The sequence below is a fragment of the Desulfitobacterium sp. genome, from assembly GCF_982384815.1.
Genome location: NZ_CEVWNY010000006.1, coordinates 48,738 through 63,384 on the forward strand (window position 1 = coordinate 48,738; position 14,647 = coordinate 63,384).

12 protein-coding genes are annotated in these 14,647 nt (G+C 43.2%); all 12 read right to left on the bottom strand.

Going from position 1 to position 14,647, the window contains the following annotated elements:
• Nucleotides 1–127: 127 nt before the first annotated feature.
• On the bottom strand, nt 128–2,353 hold the full coding sequence (locus tag AC1U9U_RS02290; protein WP_479958934.1) for a chemotaxis protein CheA: 2,226 nt from the start codon (nt 2,351–2,353) through the stop codon (nt 128–130).
• A 339-nt stretch (nt 2,354–2,692) separates the two neighbouring features.
• The gene (locus AC1U9U_RS02295; protein WP_479958935.1) at nt 2,693–3,073 is read right to left on the bottom strand and encodes a flagellar protein FlaG; all 381 of its coding nucleotides are present in this window, start codon (nt 3,071–3,073) and stop codon (nt 2,693–2,695) included.
• A 40-nt stretch (nt 3,074–3,113) separates the two neighbouring features.
• The gene (locus AC1U9U_RS02300; RefSeq protein ID WP_479958936.1) at nt 3,114–3,446 is read right to left on the bottom strand and encodes a hypothetical protein; all 333 of its coding nucleotides are present in this window, start codon (nt 3,444–3,446) and stop codon (nt 3,114–3,116) included.
• Between the two features lie 44 nt (nt 3,447–3,490).
• A complete protein-coding gene (locus tag AC1U9U_RS02305; RefSeq protein WP_479958937.1) occupies nt 3,491–3,931 on the bottom strand; it encodes a hypothetical protein in 441 nt (146 codons plus the stop codon).
• Between the two features lie 106 nt (nt 3,932–4,037).
• Nucleotides 4,038–4,430: a flagellar export chaperone FliS gene (gene fliS / locus AC1U9U_RS02310; RefSeq protein WP_479958938.1), complete on the bottom strand. Its 393-nt coding sequence runs from the start codon at nt 4,428–4,430 to the stop codon at nt 4,038–4,040.
• A 14-nt stretch (nt 4,431–4,444) separates the two neighbouring features.
• Nucleotides 4,445–5,977: a flagellar filament capping protein FliD gene (gene fliD / locus AC1U9U_RS02315; RefSeq protein ID WP_479958939.1), complete on the bottom strand. Its 1,533-nt coding sequence runs from the start codon at nt 5,975–5,977 to the stop codon at nt 4,445–4,447.
• 375 nt (nt 5,978–6,352) lie between these two features.
• Complete coding sequence (locus tag AC1U9U_RS02320) at nt 6,353–6,874, bottom strand: flagellin (protein WP_479958940.1); 522 nt, start codon at nt 6,872–6,874, stop codon at nt 6,353–6,355.
• The gene (locus tag AC1U9U_RS02325) at nt 6,871–7,320 is read right to left on the bottom strand and encodes a hypothetical protein (RefSeq protein ID WP_479958941.1); all 450 of its coding nucleotides are present in this window, start codon (nt 7,318–7,320) and stop codon (nt 6,871–6,873) included. The genes AC1U9U_RS02320 and AC1U9U_RS02325 overlap by 4 nt, the downstream gene beginning before the upstream one ends.
• Before the next feature lie 465 nt (nt 7,321–7,785).
• Entirely contained in the window at nt 7,786–8,868 is a 1,083-nt protein-coding gene (gene wecB / locus AC1U9U_RS02330; protein ID WP_479958942.1) for a non-hydrolyzing UDP-N-acetylglucosamine 2-epimerase, read from the bottom strand.
• Nucleotides 8,869–8,912: 44 nt separating this feature from the next.
• Entirely contained in the window at nt 8,913–11,222 is a 2,310-nt protein-coding gene (locus AC1U9U_RS02335; protein WP_479958943.1) for a glycosyltransferase, read from the bottom strand.
• 75 nt (nt 11,223–11,297) lie between these two features.
• A complete protein-coding gene (locus AC1U9U_RS02340) occupies nt 11,298–13,211 on the bottom strand; it encodes a glycosyltransferase (RefSeq protein WP_479958944.1) in 1,914 nt (637 codons plus the stop codon).
• Between the two features lie 102 nt (nt 13,212–13,313).
• Nucleotides 13,314–14,477, bottom strand: coding sequence for a flagellin N-terminal helical domain-containing protein (locus AC1U9U_RS02345; RefSeq protein ID WP_479958945.1), 1,164 nt, complete (start codon nt 14,475–14,477; stop codon nt 13,314–13,316).
• Nucleotides 14,478–14,647 lie beyond the last annotated feature (170 nt).

Genomic DNA, 14,647 nt, shown 5'->3' on the forward strand with positions numbered 1-14,647 from the left:
TGATTTACGTTGTCATACTGATTTACGTTGTCATACTGATTTACGTTGTCATACTGAGCAAAGCGAAGTATCTTAACCCCTTATAAGATCTTTCAGTCGTTCTACTCCTTCAGGATGACACATCCGGTTAGCCCTTCCTGGCTACCAGAATATCTTGAATCAAACTTCCTATATCGAGAATCAAAGTAACCTTCCCATCACCTAAAATGGTGGCACCGGCGATTCCCGGCAGGTTATTTAAGAAATCGCCAAGAGATTTGATGACTACTTCTTGTTGTCCCCTTAACCCATCGACGATTAGGCCCAAAGCTTTGTCACCCAGACCCACAACCACTACAAAGACCTCATCCGGCTCTTCTTCCGCGGCAGGAAGATCAAACTTATCGCGGAGGGAAATCAAAGGAAGGGTATTGCCACGGAGTTGAACCATAGGAAGTCCACCTACATTCTTAATGTCCTTCCGTTCCACCAGCAAGGTTTCCAGAACCGAAGATAAGGGGACAGCGTAAATCTCCGTACTTGCCTCAACCAGCAAAGCCTGAATAATTGCTAAAGTTAGGGGCAGCCGAATGGTAAAAGTAGTCCCTTGACCTGGTCGAGTGGTGATATCGATCATTCCGCCTAGATTATTCAAGGCTTTCTTGACGACATCCATACCCACTCCTCGCCCGGAAATATCCGTAACTTTTTCCGCCGTACTAAATCCCGGCAGAAAAATCAAGTTAGCAATATCCCGCTCAGAAAGACCCTCCCTTTCCCCTACGAGGCCTCTGCTTAGAGCTTTTTCATAGATTTTATTCAGATCCAATCCCTTTCCGTCATCGGAAATAAGAATGGCAATATGGTTTCCTTCATGATAGGCATCTAAAGTGATGGTTCCCACTTCCGGTTTACCCGCAGCTCGGCGTTCCTCCGGCGATTCGATACCGTGATCGATGGAGTTGCGAATCAGATGCATTAAGGGGTCACCGATTACTTCGACTACAGTTTTATCCAGTTCCGTGTCCTCACCTTTAAGAACAAGCTCCATCTCTTTTTCGGTTTTACGGGCCAGATCCCGTACTAAACGGGGGAATCGGCTAAATACAGTGCCGATAGGCACCATCCGCAAACGCATGGCACTTTCTTGAAGGTCACTCATAAGCCGTCCTAGATAAACAGTGGTCTCGTTTAAATTATTGACTAAAGCATCCATTCTGTACTGTTCCTTAAGGTCCTGACCGATTTGGACAAGGCGGGTACGGGTAATTACCATCTCTCCCACCAAATTAATCAAATTATCCATCCGTGCCGTATCTACCCGAATAGTATGTACTTGGTTATTCCCCTCATTTGCTCCGGTGGCACCGCCGCCGGCAGCCTTAGCCGGTGTTGCCTTAAGCTGTGGAGTTTGGGCCGGCTCTACCTCCGCCTTAAGCTTCTCCGGCGCCATAATTGGCGTAGGAACTTCCTGTTCCTTTATTGCGCTACCAAAGTTATCGGCTACAGGAAGCACTTCTACAGCCTCGGCTGAAGCGGCCGCTTCCACTAAAGCATCACGACTTTCAAGGATTCCACCGCTAAAATAGGGATTGATTTCAACTTCCGCCAGTTCTGAAACCCCCAGAAGCTCCGACCGAATCTCTTCTGTGGGATCGTCGGATAATAACAGCATGGCAAAACCATCATGGTTCCCTACTTCTAGTTCTTCCACGCTGGGACGCAACTTGACCACTTTACCCAGATTCTCCATACGCTGCACAGCCATAACAGCCCGAACAGCTTTCATCAAGGTATTGGGTGAAAATTTCACATCTATTTGATAGACGCCATGACCCATATCCTGAGCATCTTTAATCTGCTCCCCAACATCTTCCGGCAGTTTAAAGTCAACCCTGACGAAAGTGGGAGCAACAACTTCATTATGTAGATCCTTTTCCCCGCCCTTTGTGGTGGCAGGAACTTCCCCACTTATCAGGGCGCGCATTTCATCGACTAAATCCTCATACTCGATACTAATTTCTACTCTTTGCTCCACCTGGTTAAGCATATCTTTAACACGGTCTGTAACTGCTAATAGAACATCAACTATGGGGAGAGTTACTTCCATCTTCCCTTGCCGCAACCGATCAAGTAAATCCTCGGCCGAGTGGGTCAAGGCCACAATCGAGGTAAACCCCATGGTCCCCGAGGCCCCTTTTAAACTATGCGCAGAACGAAATAGATCATTGATCAACCCGATATTATTGCCTTCCTTTTCTAATTGCAGCAAACCTGCTGCGAGCTTTTCGATTTGCTCCTGGGAATCGAGAAGATAAAACTCCAAAAATTCCCCCAAATCGACACCTAGATTTTGTTTATCATCTTGGCTCATTCAGCTCCACCCCTAACTTTTACGTCAGCCCCATGGGCACAAATATCCAATATTTTAATTCGCCATGCTTTTTATAATTCCTCCAAGCAAGGAGTAGATCGCGAAATCTTTACTCTTTCTATTTAATAATACTAACATTTTCCTATTCAAAGTGTAAATACGATAATCTGACAATATCTGTATTTTTAGTCCTAATTTTGATAGGACTTTTTTCCTATTTTAAAGAAAAGCACTCCGTATGAGCGGAGTGCTTGCCTAATTCTTCGTATAAAAACTATGAAGGAAAGTTATTTTTAATTCCAAACAATTCTTTTGAAAAAATTTTTTTCTTTAAATCTTTTAAACTCTTTGATCCACAAATAGCCCAGCGGCATCGGTTAAATTATGAAGAAGTTCCATTACCCATTTCGGCGAGGATTCTTTCATGACCTTGTCCGACTTTTGATCGATAATCCGAACCAGAATTTCTTCGGAGCCTTCCTTCTCAGAAAGCTCAAAGCGCATTCCCTTGTCGATCAAATTCATGAAGCGGTTCAGTTTATCAACGGCTTTCTCTACCTCTTCCCGTGGAATATCCTCCCGGGCATCCGGCAGTTCATCCTTACGCTCTACCACCGGGCGAGGCATATCTTTGGACCGTTCTAATTTTTGTCCGGGATAGGCATCAACAGGCATCATGGTTGTTTGCTTATTGGGTTGAATCGGTTCGATGGTGTACATCGCGTCTCCCCCCTTTTCAGACCTGCTGGATTTTTACTCCCTAGCGCATCCAGTCTCTGTGGCTAACCGCTGTTTGATTACTGCCGCCATAGGCTTCGGCCACTTGATGATGTTTCTTTACCCGTTGATGTGCCATTTGGAAACGATTCATCAGGGCTTGATTCTCTCCAGCAATCCTGGTTAGCAAACTCCGACCCTGTGGCGAAGCCTTAAAGCCCTTGTCCGGCGTCTCTTCAATTAGGTTCTGCATCCGCTCCCGCTGGTCCATTAGCTCATGAAAAAGCTCCATATCTTCACGATCGAGGAACTTCAGCATTTCCTTGGTAAGGAAAAGGTAGTCCAGCCATAAGGCTTCAGCAGTTTTTTCGGCCATGCCAGTTCCTCCTCTTGCCCTTTGTAAATGTTTTTGCTAATTTATTATTTTGCTTTTTTCAAAGCGGCAAGTTCGGACTCGATCAGCAACTGACGATGAGCTAAAATATTGATCGATTCACCCTGGATAATTTGATTAGTACTTATGCGATCCAGCTTCTTATTCATTAATTCCAGCAGACCCTTCACATCGTCTTGCTGACTTTGTCCGTATTTTTCAACTTTAGCATCCAGAGCATCTATTTTCGCGGTTAAGGTAGATTCAACCTCATTGATTCGCCCTGTTAAGGTAGATTCTACCACATCGATTCGCTCTGTTAAGGTAGATTCAACCTCATTGATTCTCTTTTCTAACTTAGACTGTCCTTGTTCTAACGCAGTTTGTCTTTGCTCTAACTTAGATTGCCCTTGCTCTAATCTAGATTGACCTTGTTCAAGACTAGTTAGTTTTTCTAACACCAGCTTTTGAAATTCTTCACCGGTCATTGCAGTACCTCCTCGCCATTGTTGCGTCTTTTCTTCATTATAGCCCACGCATCAAAGAGATAACAAGCACCTAATCTTACACAATTATCCAAAGACCCTATTTGATTTATCTTGCTGCTGCTTTGGCTTGATTGGCCAGTTTCATAGCTTCATGCCAAGTATTGCGCATCTCTTCAAGGATTGCTTTGGCATTATTTAGCTGTTGCACATCCTTTTTTATATTGCCTTCAATCAAACAATGCTCAATATATTCGTAAAGGGCCGCCCAATTCTTAGAAATCTCCATATTCATATCTAAAGTCACCATAAACTCACGGACGATATCTTGTACTCTCATATTAGAATTATGGGATTTTTGCATATCCCCTTCTTCTAAGGCTTGAATGCTTTCATTTAGGAAACGCAAGGCCCCATTATAAAGGAGTAATGTAAGCTGCTCCGGGGAAGCCGTCATAATCTGCTGGTTTTTGTAAGCGGCCGCCATTTGGGAATTTAACATATTTTCACTCCCTTTTAATTTCCACTGCTAAACATATTCGCCAGCCAGTTGCTTTGTTGACTTAATTTGCTCAAAGCTAACTCCATAGCATTAAATTGTTTATAGTAGCGATCTTCCATTTGAGCAAGGCGGTCGTTCATACGATTTAAACCTTCTTCGTAATCGCGGATTTGCTTGGCCAGAGTACTTTGCGTATCACCTTTAATGGTACCGGTGATACCTGCTGTCTCTTTAATGCTATCCATAGTTGATTTCAAGGTATCATAGAAACGCACCGCTACCCCTTGAGCATTCCGATCCTCTCCGGAAGAACTAAACAGTTTGTACACAATATCCGGGTCGGCTTCCAGAGCTGCCCTCAACTTGGTTTCATCAGGCTCAAGATAAAGCTTGCCGCCTTCCAGATAATCCCTTCCCGTGGTTATACCTATAGAAGATAAAGAATTGTATTTGCCCGCAATTCCGCTGACAGGACTCGCCACATCATTGCGCAGCTTATAGATCAGGGACTGCAGGGTGGAATCATTGCGCAGAAGACCGCTTCTCGCCATGTCCTCCCACTGAGTAATCTGAGAATCGCTCAGTGCGCCCTTCATCTCATTGGTTAAGGGCATATACTTCTTGTTTTTGACTTCATTTAGCTCTTTGTTGATCGTTTCCAGCAAGCTGTTGTACTTCTCAACGAAATCCTTAACTACAGATACGGCTTTCTCATTATCTGCCGAGATATGGATGTTGGCCTCGCCTTTTGCTTTCAGGGTGTAGGTCACGCCAAAGGCGGTAAAGGTGTTGCCGGCTTGGGTAATCTCTGTACCGTCTAACTGTACCTTAGCATTCTGGCCTTTGTTTGCTTTTATCGTTATCGTTTCTTCTTCGGTTCCTTCCTTATCTATTGCTACAACATCTAATTGTAACTTTTTTAAAAAATCCTTGCCCTCTTCACTTGTGGTTCCAGTAAAATCAATAGCCACATCCTCCCCAGAACCGGTAGTGCTTATCTGAAAGCGATCCAGGACAGCATCATAGCCCGCTTTAATATTCAAACCTGATTTGTTCAGATCACTGACAAAGTCATAGATGCTTTTAGCGGTATCTACTGTTATGGTCTTGGATTCCACCCCATCGCTGAGCATCAGATCAAAGGTTCCTTCCGCCATCTTAAGCTGGGAAGCAAGGCTGCCTTTATTGGCGTCTAAGGAGATTTTTCCCGTACTAGTAGTTTTCGCTCCCTCCGCCAGCTGGTCCACTTTAATACTGCGGCTTACATTGGCCGCGTCGGCATTAGCTGTAGCGGTAACTATGTTCTCCGCCGATGACGTCACGATCTTGGGGATTGTGGTGCTGGAAAACCGATAGTTAAAAGCTGTGGTATTGCGGAAGCTCTCTATTGTGTTGTACATGGTATTATAATCAGCTTTTTTCCACTCCAGCTGAGTTTTCTTTTGCCAGATCTTGTCATATTGCTCCCGACGTGCTGCCATCATGTCCTTAACCATTTGATCCACATCCATGCCTGACCCGCTTAAACCATAGGTACGTATTGCCATCTATAGTCCTCCTTTACGTTACATGTTACACCTTAAATCTCTCTATCTTGATCCGCTTGGTGCAAAAATCTTAACTGCTGAACTTTCTCTTTATATAAGTTATCGGATTAATCAGGATAAGACTTTAGGCCTAAAGACCTAAAGTCCTAAAATTTAAAATAAGGGACTTACTACAACTACAAATCGGTTGACTATGGCCTAATGTGCCAGGGCTTTAGATTCATACCATCTTTTTCACCCATTGGTAAAAGCTACATAGTCATCCTTATGGCGAAGACATTGCATCTCAGCAGAGCACGGAATTAAATTGAGAGGCCACTGAACCCCTTGCCTTACTTGGGTTTGGCAGCTTCTAAACGATGATGTGTCGGAAAATTAGATTGTGTTTATTTTAAGATTTCCATAATCATCCGTGGTTGCTGCTTTGCTTGGACCAATACGGCTTCGGCGGCTTGTGAGCAGGGATAGTTTTACATGAGCCATCATTTTCTTTGCGATATCGGCATCACGAGTCCTTGGCTCGGCGGTCTGCAAGTTTTCTGCCGACTGGTTTACATTCTGATAGAGGGACTCAAGGGCATTGCGTTTAGCTCCGTTGAATCCGCGGGCGGCACTTACCATAGCAATAGCATCATCAACTGTGCTAATAGCCCGATCGGCGCCGATACGGGTGATATAATCCAATCTTCTTATGCCAAAAATTTCTGTATTCATCATATATTGCGTCCCTGTTGAGACCATATTTCCGGAATTTGCGCCGACTTGCAATTTAAGATCAATTCCGCCGTCATATCTGATATCATAGGGGCCGGGATAAAACACAGTATAGGAGGCGCTGCCGCCGACACCGTCGATCGCAAAATAACCGTTTTTGCCTTGAGAATACGTCAAGGTCATAACGGTCTTAGGCCCTTGGGGCGATTAGTATAGGTGCCGCTATTACCCACACAAAAAGTCAGGGTATTCGAACTATCAAAAGTTACATCGCCGGATAGATATTCCGCACCTAAAAAATACGCACCGGAAATATAACCTGGTTTACTGTTATCATAAATAATGGACGTATGGGAAGCAGGGGAATCTATCTCAATCATGGAGCCGCCAAAGCTGTCCAGAACTTTGGTCGGCGAATGATACACCAGGCTATCCCCTTCAAAACCAACCGTTATATCAGTACCAGCTCCTTTAAATTTCTTGTTCAGAGCGTGCACAAGCTGTTCTGAAGTATAGTAGCCTGGATCTAAATGAATATCAAAGAGCTGATCCCTTCGAACTAATAAAAAAATCTCTTCATCTGCTTGCTCAAATTGATTAACGATTTCCAGTCGTCCTCTAGAAACCATGCACTGACTTTTGGATGTGCATTTTGGGAAAGATTTCTGCCGGATTGAGGATATCGTTAATGAAGATGTATCAAGCCAAAAACGACTCCAAACGTCCTATGTCAGAAATGATGTTGGACTGTTTGCTTAAAGCTGACGCTACCTATTCTTACCATAAATGAAAATTGAAATTTGACTTCCGTGAGCGCAATTGGGGAGAGAGCCTTATCATGAGCTATTATCTAATTTTGGGCTTGTAGATAGCACGAGGAGGGCTCACTCTTGGATGGTTCAAGAGGATGGTGGTCGATTATTTTCCACTGCCTGTTGCAGATCTAACTTCCGGAATTTGCCGACTCGGGCGTATTCAGCGGATTCTTACAACTTCAAAGGCCTCTTTTCCGACTTAAACGTAATTTCAAAAATCATATCTATATAGATCTATTTACTTAACTTCTTGAAAGCGTGTCTAATTTCATGGATATATTATACTTCTAAAATATTAGCCTGCTTTCTCTCCATAGCAGCCACTATCTCCTCACTTGCCCGACCATTTCCATAAAGACCTGAACAATACTCCGGCATGGGATTGTCGCGATATTTTAAAATTGCAGTAACAATAGCCTCTTTATCAGCACCTACAAGCGTATTCCAACCAATATGTACAGTCTCTACCCATTCTGTTTCATCCCGCATCGTTACACAAGGAACTTTCCAGAGATAGGCTTCTTTCTGCACACCACCAGAATCTGTCAAAATTAATTGGGCCTCTTTCTCCAGAAGGAGCATTTCCAAATAACCCACAGGGTCAATAATCTTTACATTCTTGGAAACCTTTATGTCCAAATCCTGGAGAAATTTCTTTGTACGAGGATGAACCGGTAGAACAATTTGATCATCAATTTGAGCAAAAGCCTCAATAATTTCTTTCAACCGACTCGAATCATTTGTATTTTCCGCCCTATGAATTGTAGCCAGAATGTATGACTTGCCTTTATACGGAAATCTCTCCAAAATATTGTTATGCTCCACCCTCTTGGCATGAAAAAGGAGCGCATCAGCCATAACATCCCCTGTTCTTATAACTCCCACGGTAATCCCTTCTCGAACAAGGTTTTTTACAGCTTGATCGGTTGGACAAAAAAGTAGCGTAGCCATATGATCCGTTAATACACGATTAAATTCCTCAGGCATCTTTCGATTATAACTTCGCAATCCCGCCTCAACATGAGCAATTGGGATATTAAGTTTAGAAGCAGCCAGTGCACCCGCTAAAGTGGAATTGGTATCACCATAAACGAGAACCCAGTCGGGTTTTTCCTTTATGAGAACATCTTCTACCCCTGCCAACATTTCGCCAGTTTGTCTGCCATGCCATTTTGAACCAACCTTTAAATTATAGTTTGGCTTAGAGATCCCTAGTTCCTCAAAAAAAACATCAGACATTTGATAGTCGTAATGCTGACCAGTGTGTACAATTATCTCCTCGTGCTTTCTTCTTAAAACTTCTGAAAGAGGAGCTGCCTTAATAAATTGGGGCCTCGCACCTAAGATTGTAACAATTTTCATAATTTATTTTGATTCCTTTACCAATGTTTATTGGAGCAGATCCTTTAATCCATAGGCAACTTAATACCAGCGATATAATATAAATGTAAAGAGTTATTTAAATTGACCGTTTTCGCATCCAATATTTTAACAGATTTGCTGTATCGGGCAATAACTTGCTCTATTGATGAGAAATAGCGTACATGATTGTCATCAGGAAAATTTGGGACCGAAAAAAGTACTTTTTTCCCTGGCTTTACCCTCTCTAATAACTTCAAATCTTCATTCAAATGTTCAAGGATCTCAAAAAGAATTACCAGTTCATAATCAAGATCAAATATCGAAGACTTAAACGCATCGCCGACCATAAATCGGTCCTGGAATTTGGGGTTTGTTTGCTTGGCTACAGTTATAGCCTCTTCAGCAAAATCTAATCCATAATAGTTATTAAAACCTTGATCGAATAACATATTGGCAAACTGCCCTACCCCGCATCCGATATCAATGATAGGAATATCTCTACTGAGAAAAGTCAAATAAGAAATAGCCTGTTTCCATGAATTATAATACACGCTTTTCGTGTAATGCTTATGGTAGTTTTGTCCCGCCCCCCCCTTAAGATAAAGATGGTTATAGGTATCTGCACTTATTTCCTCTTTATGATTAATAAAATGAGCAAAAATATCAGCAAAGATCCTTGCTAAATGCCTCCGTTCATAGATGTAGATATCATCATTAGACAAGTAGTTTCGCTTCGTGTTTTTTTGCCAAAGTTTATATTCTTTTAAAATCTCTTTCTTGATCTTTTTATTTTCTGACTCCAAAACGCAAACGCCATGGCCAGTTTCTAATAAAAGCAAATCGACTACCCCTTCATAAGGGGCAAAGGCCAGTATAGGTTGATTGCACCGTAAGTAATCAAAAACTTTTCCTGTGTAACATCCTCGGAATTTATTATCACTGCCAATCATGCAAAAAAGCAAATCAGCATCCACGCAAAATTGAAGTGCTTCTCGGTGTGCAATGTAGCCTAATGCCTCAATACTTTCTTCAAGCCCATATTCCAAAGTTTTTTTGGTTAGATTCCTATCGCCCGGTTCGACACCGATAATCCTGAAGAGAAGCATATTTTCATCTACTTCCCCTTCTTCGATTAATTCACGAAGCGCATGGAGCAGAGGCGCTATGTCTCTATACTTGCTATAAATAATTCCGCTGTAAACAATTGTAAACTTATCATTAGGCTCCGCTTTCTGCAATACTTGCGCGAAATCTTCCTCATCATAACCATTAGTAATTGAGGTTACTTGATGTTGCTCAAGACCATATGTATCTATATAATTCTGCCTCGCATAGTCAGATATTGTTATTGTATGACTTGCACACGTCACAATACGTTTTTCCAAGCAATACAAAAGTTTATGGTATGGATTATTTCCAAGATCAAAATCAAAATAAGGATTATTGACCCACTCGTCACGGAAATCTGCAATCCAAGGAATATTGTATTTCTTTTTCAGATAGTATCCAACCAAATGAGCCGCATGTGGTCCTGAGGTCGTATAAAGGAGATCAAACTCATGTAAATCCATTTTTTGTTCAATATATTGCACTGCTTGATAAGCCCACCATAAAGTGTTATCTGGAAAGGTAAGCAAACTCTCTAATGTATCGTTTTGTTTACTCAATTGGTTTATCATGGATAAAGCTGTTTGATCTCCCCATAAAGTCGTTGATAAAAATTCCAACAATTTATTGATATCGTCTCTATTAATTGTCGCTTCCTGATGCCCGCTAAGAGGATCGGGCAAACGGTGTACCCGGACTATTTCCGGCACTTCCTGTAACAGGCTTTCATCAGAAAAATCCCACCCTTTCTGGGGTTTATCTGCTGATATAACCGTTGGGTACCATTGATTTTCTGGCAGATATTTAGCAAGTTTTAGCGAACGAAAGACTCCCGAGCCGGAAAGGGGCGGAAAATAATAAGCGACCATCAGTACTTTGCGATTCCCCCGTTCATGAAGCCCTATTTGAATTTCATTTTTTAATTCCTGAATCTCTTCAGGACAAGTAAAGTTTTCTTGTTGTTCGCATTTTTCAATCCAGCCGAGAGCTTGCGCATAATTCTGTTGGCAAAATGCGGAATATGCAGCATTATACAGAAACTCTACGTTATTGGGTTGTTCTTTCAAAGCCCTCAGGAAAAAAGAATCAGCTCTTTCATACATTTTGCCGTAAGTGCAGATTACCCCAACTATATTTAAAATATGTGGATGCTTTTTTTGCTCATCCGTTAGCTGATCTATCAAATCTAATGCCTGCTCGTATTCCCTAGATATCACCAGCTGTTCAATATATTCTATATAATCCATAAATTCCGCTCTCCAAATCCAAATTTATACATCAGGTTTAAAATTCACTCTAACAATTACATGATTATAAAGCTATTATAAAATAGCTTCCCTGTCCCGTAATATTTTGGTGGCCCGTGCTCTCGCACTACTGGGCGTATCCAGCCTGCCTATATTCCACCGCAAATATTCATAAATATCGTTAGCACTGTAGCCTGCCTCATAGGCCTTGATAAAAGCCTCGATGGCTGCGATAGGGCTATTCAGGCGGTGAAGGCAATAACCTTGATTATAATATAAAACCGGATGCACCAGCATGCCTGCGTCCAAAAAGCTTTGCACCGCATCATTGTAATAAGCAAGGGAGGCCTGATAATGCCCTTCCTGTAAAAACAGATGGCCAATGACAGCTGCTATGTCATTTGGGAATTGGTCTGCCAGACTAAAAAGCTTTTGCCTTGCAGCATCATCCGCCCATAAGATAAAGGTGCGTGCCAGTTTAATAAAGGCGGCTTTGTCCTCTTCGTCAAACAGTATGATGTTCCCTTGGTATGCTTTAAGAATCTTGGCATAGTCAAACGGCAGTTGTTCGATGGCCTTTGCCATATAAGCATCGTTGCCGCTTAAGGCTGCCGCCGTGGCCGCTACCAGCGCCAGACGCTCATCCTTATCCTTGGCATAGCAGTCCAATATGGCGGCGAAGGCCTTCTCATAACGCCCGTTAGCCACCAGCATTTGCAGCACTACATAGTCCTCTTTCGGGTATTTTTTCTCCCTTAGGGTTGTATAGTAAGCCAGCACCTGAGGCACGGCATGGTTGACCAGGCTCGTTGCCAAAAAGTCCAGATCGGCTTCATTGTCAAGGTCATATAAGGTATTCATAAAAGAAACGATCTCCTCAAGCGGCTGTGAGCGGATCATCTTTATGAGACGGTCAAAAGCGGTTGCCTCGTACTTGTCCCACTTTAAGGCTTCCAGATAATAGCCGATGGCCGTGCCGAGGTCACGCTTAAATTCACTGATAACTCCCAGTATATTGTACAGGCTGCCCAGATTCGAGGGCATGAGATTTATTTCGATATCCTCATAGTTTTCCTGTAATTGCAATGTTTGCTGCGCTTCAAGCCGGGCGGCATCATAGCGTCTGTCATCAAATAAGAGTTTGGCTTTATAGAAATGAAAAAAGGGTTGCTGCGGGAATTTGTCGATAGCAATAACCACTTCTTCCATAACCTCACTGACGGGATAGTTCAATTTCGTCATGGCATCAATCAAAATACCGTGTACCCGTACATTAAGGTTACTCAATTTGACGCCGGTAGCCATGAACAAGCGGATATAGCGAATGACCTCATCGAACTCGCCCAAAGAAAAATAAGTGTCTGCAATGTAATAATAATATTCCGGCTTGGCCGCGGTATCGCCGTCCAGCTGCTTCTTGAGCAGTGCCAGGTTCCTCTCCGCCTTCTCCTTACCAATATTGTCTGAATAGCCGGTGTGATGAATGAGGAGTTCCCGCCGATCTGCCAAATGAACCTGTAGTTTAGCCCCTTTGCGGTGGTAAGCGAGTTCTTCATGAATGGGGTTAGCATAACGAAGCAGTTTGTCGTTTCTAAATATCCGCACATGGATAATTTCACTGGTGGTTTTCCCACTGATTTCATCAATGTTGAGCATCCGGCAGGCTACGCCGCCAAAATTCTTGTCCAACTTTTGTAAAAAAGGGCGCAGATTGCTGCCGGTGCCGTTTGCGAAATATTCATCAGCATCCAAAAACACAATCCAGTCGCCGTTGGCCTTGGAAAGGGCATGATTTTTTGCGGCGGCGAAATCGTCAATCCAGGTAAAGTGGAACACCTTCGCGCCCAAACTTTGAGCAATGGCTACCGTCCGGTCGGTGGAACCGGTGTCCACGACAATGATTTCATCCACTGCCTTGCGATAGCTTTCGATACAGCGGGCGATTACCTTCTCTTCATTTTTCGCAATCATACAGGCTGAAATCTTCATTCTGCTGTCCCCTCTTATGTTTAGGATTTTGTTTTTCCAAATCTATTAAAATAGAAGCCAGAGTATACACTCTGGCCCCTATGCGTAAAGAACTATCAAGGATTAACGGAGAAGCTGCAGCACACCTTGAGGTTGTTGATTGGCTTGCGCCAGCATAGCTTGAGCAGCTTGGGAAAGAATGTTGTTCTTCTGGAAGTTCATCATTTCCTTCGCCATGTCTACGTCGCGGATCCGTGATTCAGCAGCAGTGAGGTTCTCACTGGAAGTGCCCAGATTGTTGATGGTGTGTTCCAGACGGTTCTGGATGGCACCCAGCTTGGAACGCTCCGCCGATACTGTTTCAATGGCATTATTGATGATGGAAACAGCGGCGGTCGCTTTGTAATAATCATCAACTTTCAGCGCATCGCCCGAACCATCGCGAACTTTAAGATCCGATGCTCTCATCGAATTAATGCCGACCATAATATTTTGACCGCTATTGGCACCAATCTGCATACTGAAAGAATCGCCAACATTAGTTGATTGGTCTATTTTTGCCTTTATGCCAATCGTGATGCTTTCACCATATGACATGCTGGCCAAATTACCACTAAGAGTAATTGTCGAACCACCAATCTTAATTTCATTGCCGCTAATAGTTGCAGTAGTAGGTAACTCTCCTGCAATGTAAATACTTAAATCTCCAGTAGCAGTACCGGTGGAACCCGGAACACTACCCTTGGTGATGATAATAACACCGCTTGAAGCTAAAGCTGTTGGAGCACCACCAGCATTAATCTTGATGTCTTGCTTTGTGTTGCTCTGGAGGGTAACTTGAGAAGCTTCGGCATCCACAAGACCTTTTTTATCACCGTTCAAAAGCTTCTGGGTATTGAACTCGGTGGTGTTGGCAATCCGGTCGATTTCATCAGTTAACTGCTTGATTTCCTTTTGGATTTCACCCCGGTCTACGGTGGAGTTGGTATCGTTGGAAGCTTGAACAGCCAGCTCACGCATCAGTTGGAGAATGCTGTGGGTTTCGTTCAAAGCGCCTTCAGCAGTTTGGATCAGGGAGATGGAATCCTGAGCATTACGTCCGGCTTGGTCTAAACCACGGATTTGACCGCGCATTTTTTCGGAGATCGCCAGACCTGCAGCATCGTCACCGGCACGGTTGATGCGGAGACCGGAAGAGAGCTTTTCCAAAGATTTGGAATTGTTGGTGTTGTTGATAGTCAGTTGACGGTAGGTGTTAAGCGCCGACATATTGTGGTTAATAATCATAGGTTTACTCCTCCTTGATTGTGATGCCGGGCATCCTTGCCCGTGCATTTTCAATTACGCGGGTATAGAACTTCTACCCTCCGGCCGGTGTGGGGAGAAGTGTTCTATTTTCCTGCTTACTTTTTATATCGTTAGATTTAAGGGTTTCCCTTAGGGCGATTACTACCGAT

What these genes read in the sequence shown, in the direction of transcription:
- wecB (WP_479958942.1), bottom strand. Translation starts at nt 8,868, where the DNA reads ATGAAAATTGTTACAATCTTAGGTGCGAGGCCCCAATTTATTAAGGCA.
- AC1U9U_RS02335 (WP_479958943.1), bottom strand. Translation starts at nt 11,222, where the DNA reads ATGGATTATATAGAATATATTGAACAGCTGGTGATATCTAGGGAATAC.
- fliS (WP_479958938.1), bottom strand. Translation starts at nt 4,430, where the DNA reads ATGTTAAATTCCCAAATGGCGGCCGCTTACAAAAACCAGCAGATTATG.
- AC1U9U_RS02345 (WP_479958945.1), bottom strand. Translation starts at nt 14,477, where the DNA reads ATGATTATTAACCACAATATGTCGGCGCTTAACACCTACCGTCAACTG.
- AC1U9U_RS02325 (WP_479958941.1), bottom strand. Translation starts at nt 7,320, where the DNA reads ATGGTTTCTAGAGGACGACTGGAAATCGTTAATCAATTTGAGCAAGCA.
- AC1U9U_RS02295 (WP_479958935.1), bottom strand. Translation starts at nt 3,073, where the DNA reads ATGTACACCATCGAACCGATTCAACCCAATAAGCAAACAACCATGATG.
- AC1U9U_RS02290 (WP_479958934.1), bottom strand. Translation starts at nt 2,353, where the DNA reads ATGAGCCAAGATGATAAACAAAATCTAGGTGTCGATTTGGGGGAATTT.
- AC1U9U_RS02300 (WP_479958936.1), bottom strand. Translation starts at nt 3,446, where the DNA reads ATGGCCGAAAAAACTGCTGAAGCCTTATGGCTGGACTACCTTTTCCTT.
- AC1U9U_RS02320 (WP_479958940.1), bottom strand. Translation starts at nt 6,874, where the DNA reads ATGACCTTGACGTATTCTCAAGGCAAAAACGGTTATTTTGCGATCGAC.
- AC1U9U_RS02340 (WP_479958944.1), bottom strand. Translation starts at nt 13,211, where the DNA reads ATGAAGATTTCAGCCTGTATGATTGCGAAAAATGAAGAGAAGGTAATC.
- AC1U9U_RS02305 (WP_479958937.1), bottom strand. Translation starts at nt 3,931, where the DNA reads ATGACCGGTGAAGAATTTCAAAAGCTGGTGTTAGAAAAACTAACTAGT.
- fliD (WP_479958939.1), bottom strand. Translation starts at nt 5,977, where the DNA reads ATGGCAATACGTACCTATGGTTTAAGCGGGTCAGGCATGGATGTGGAT.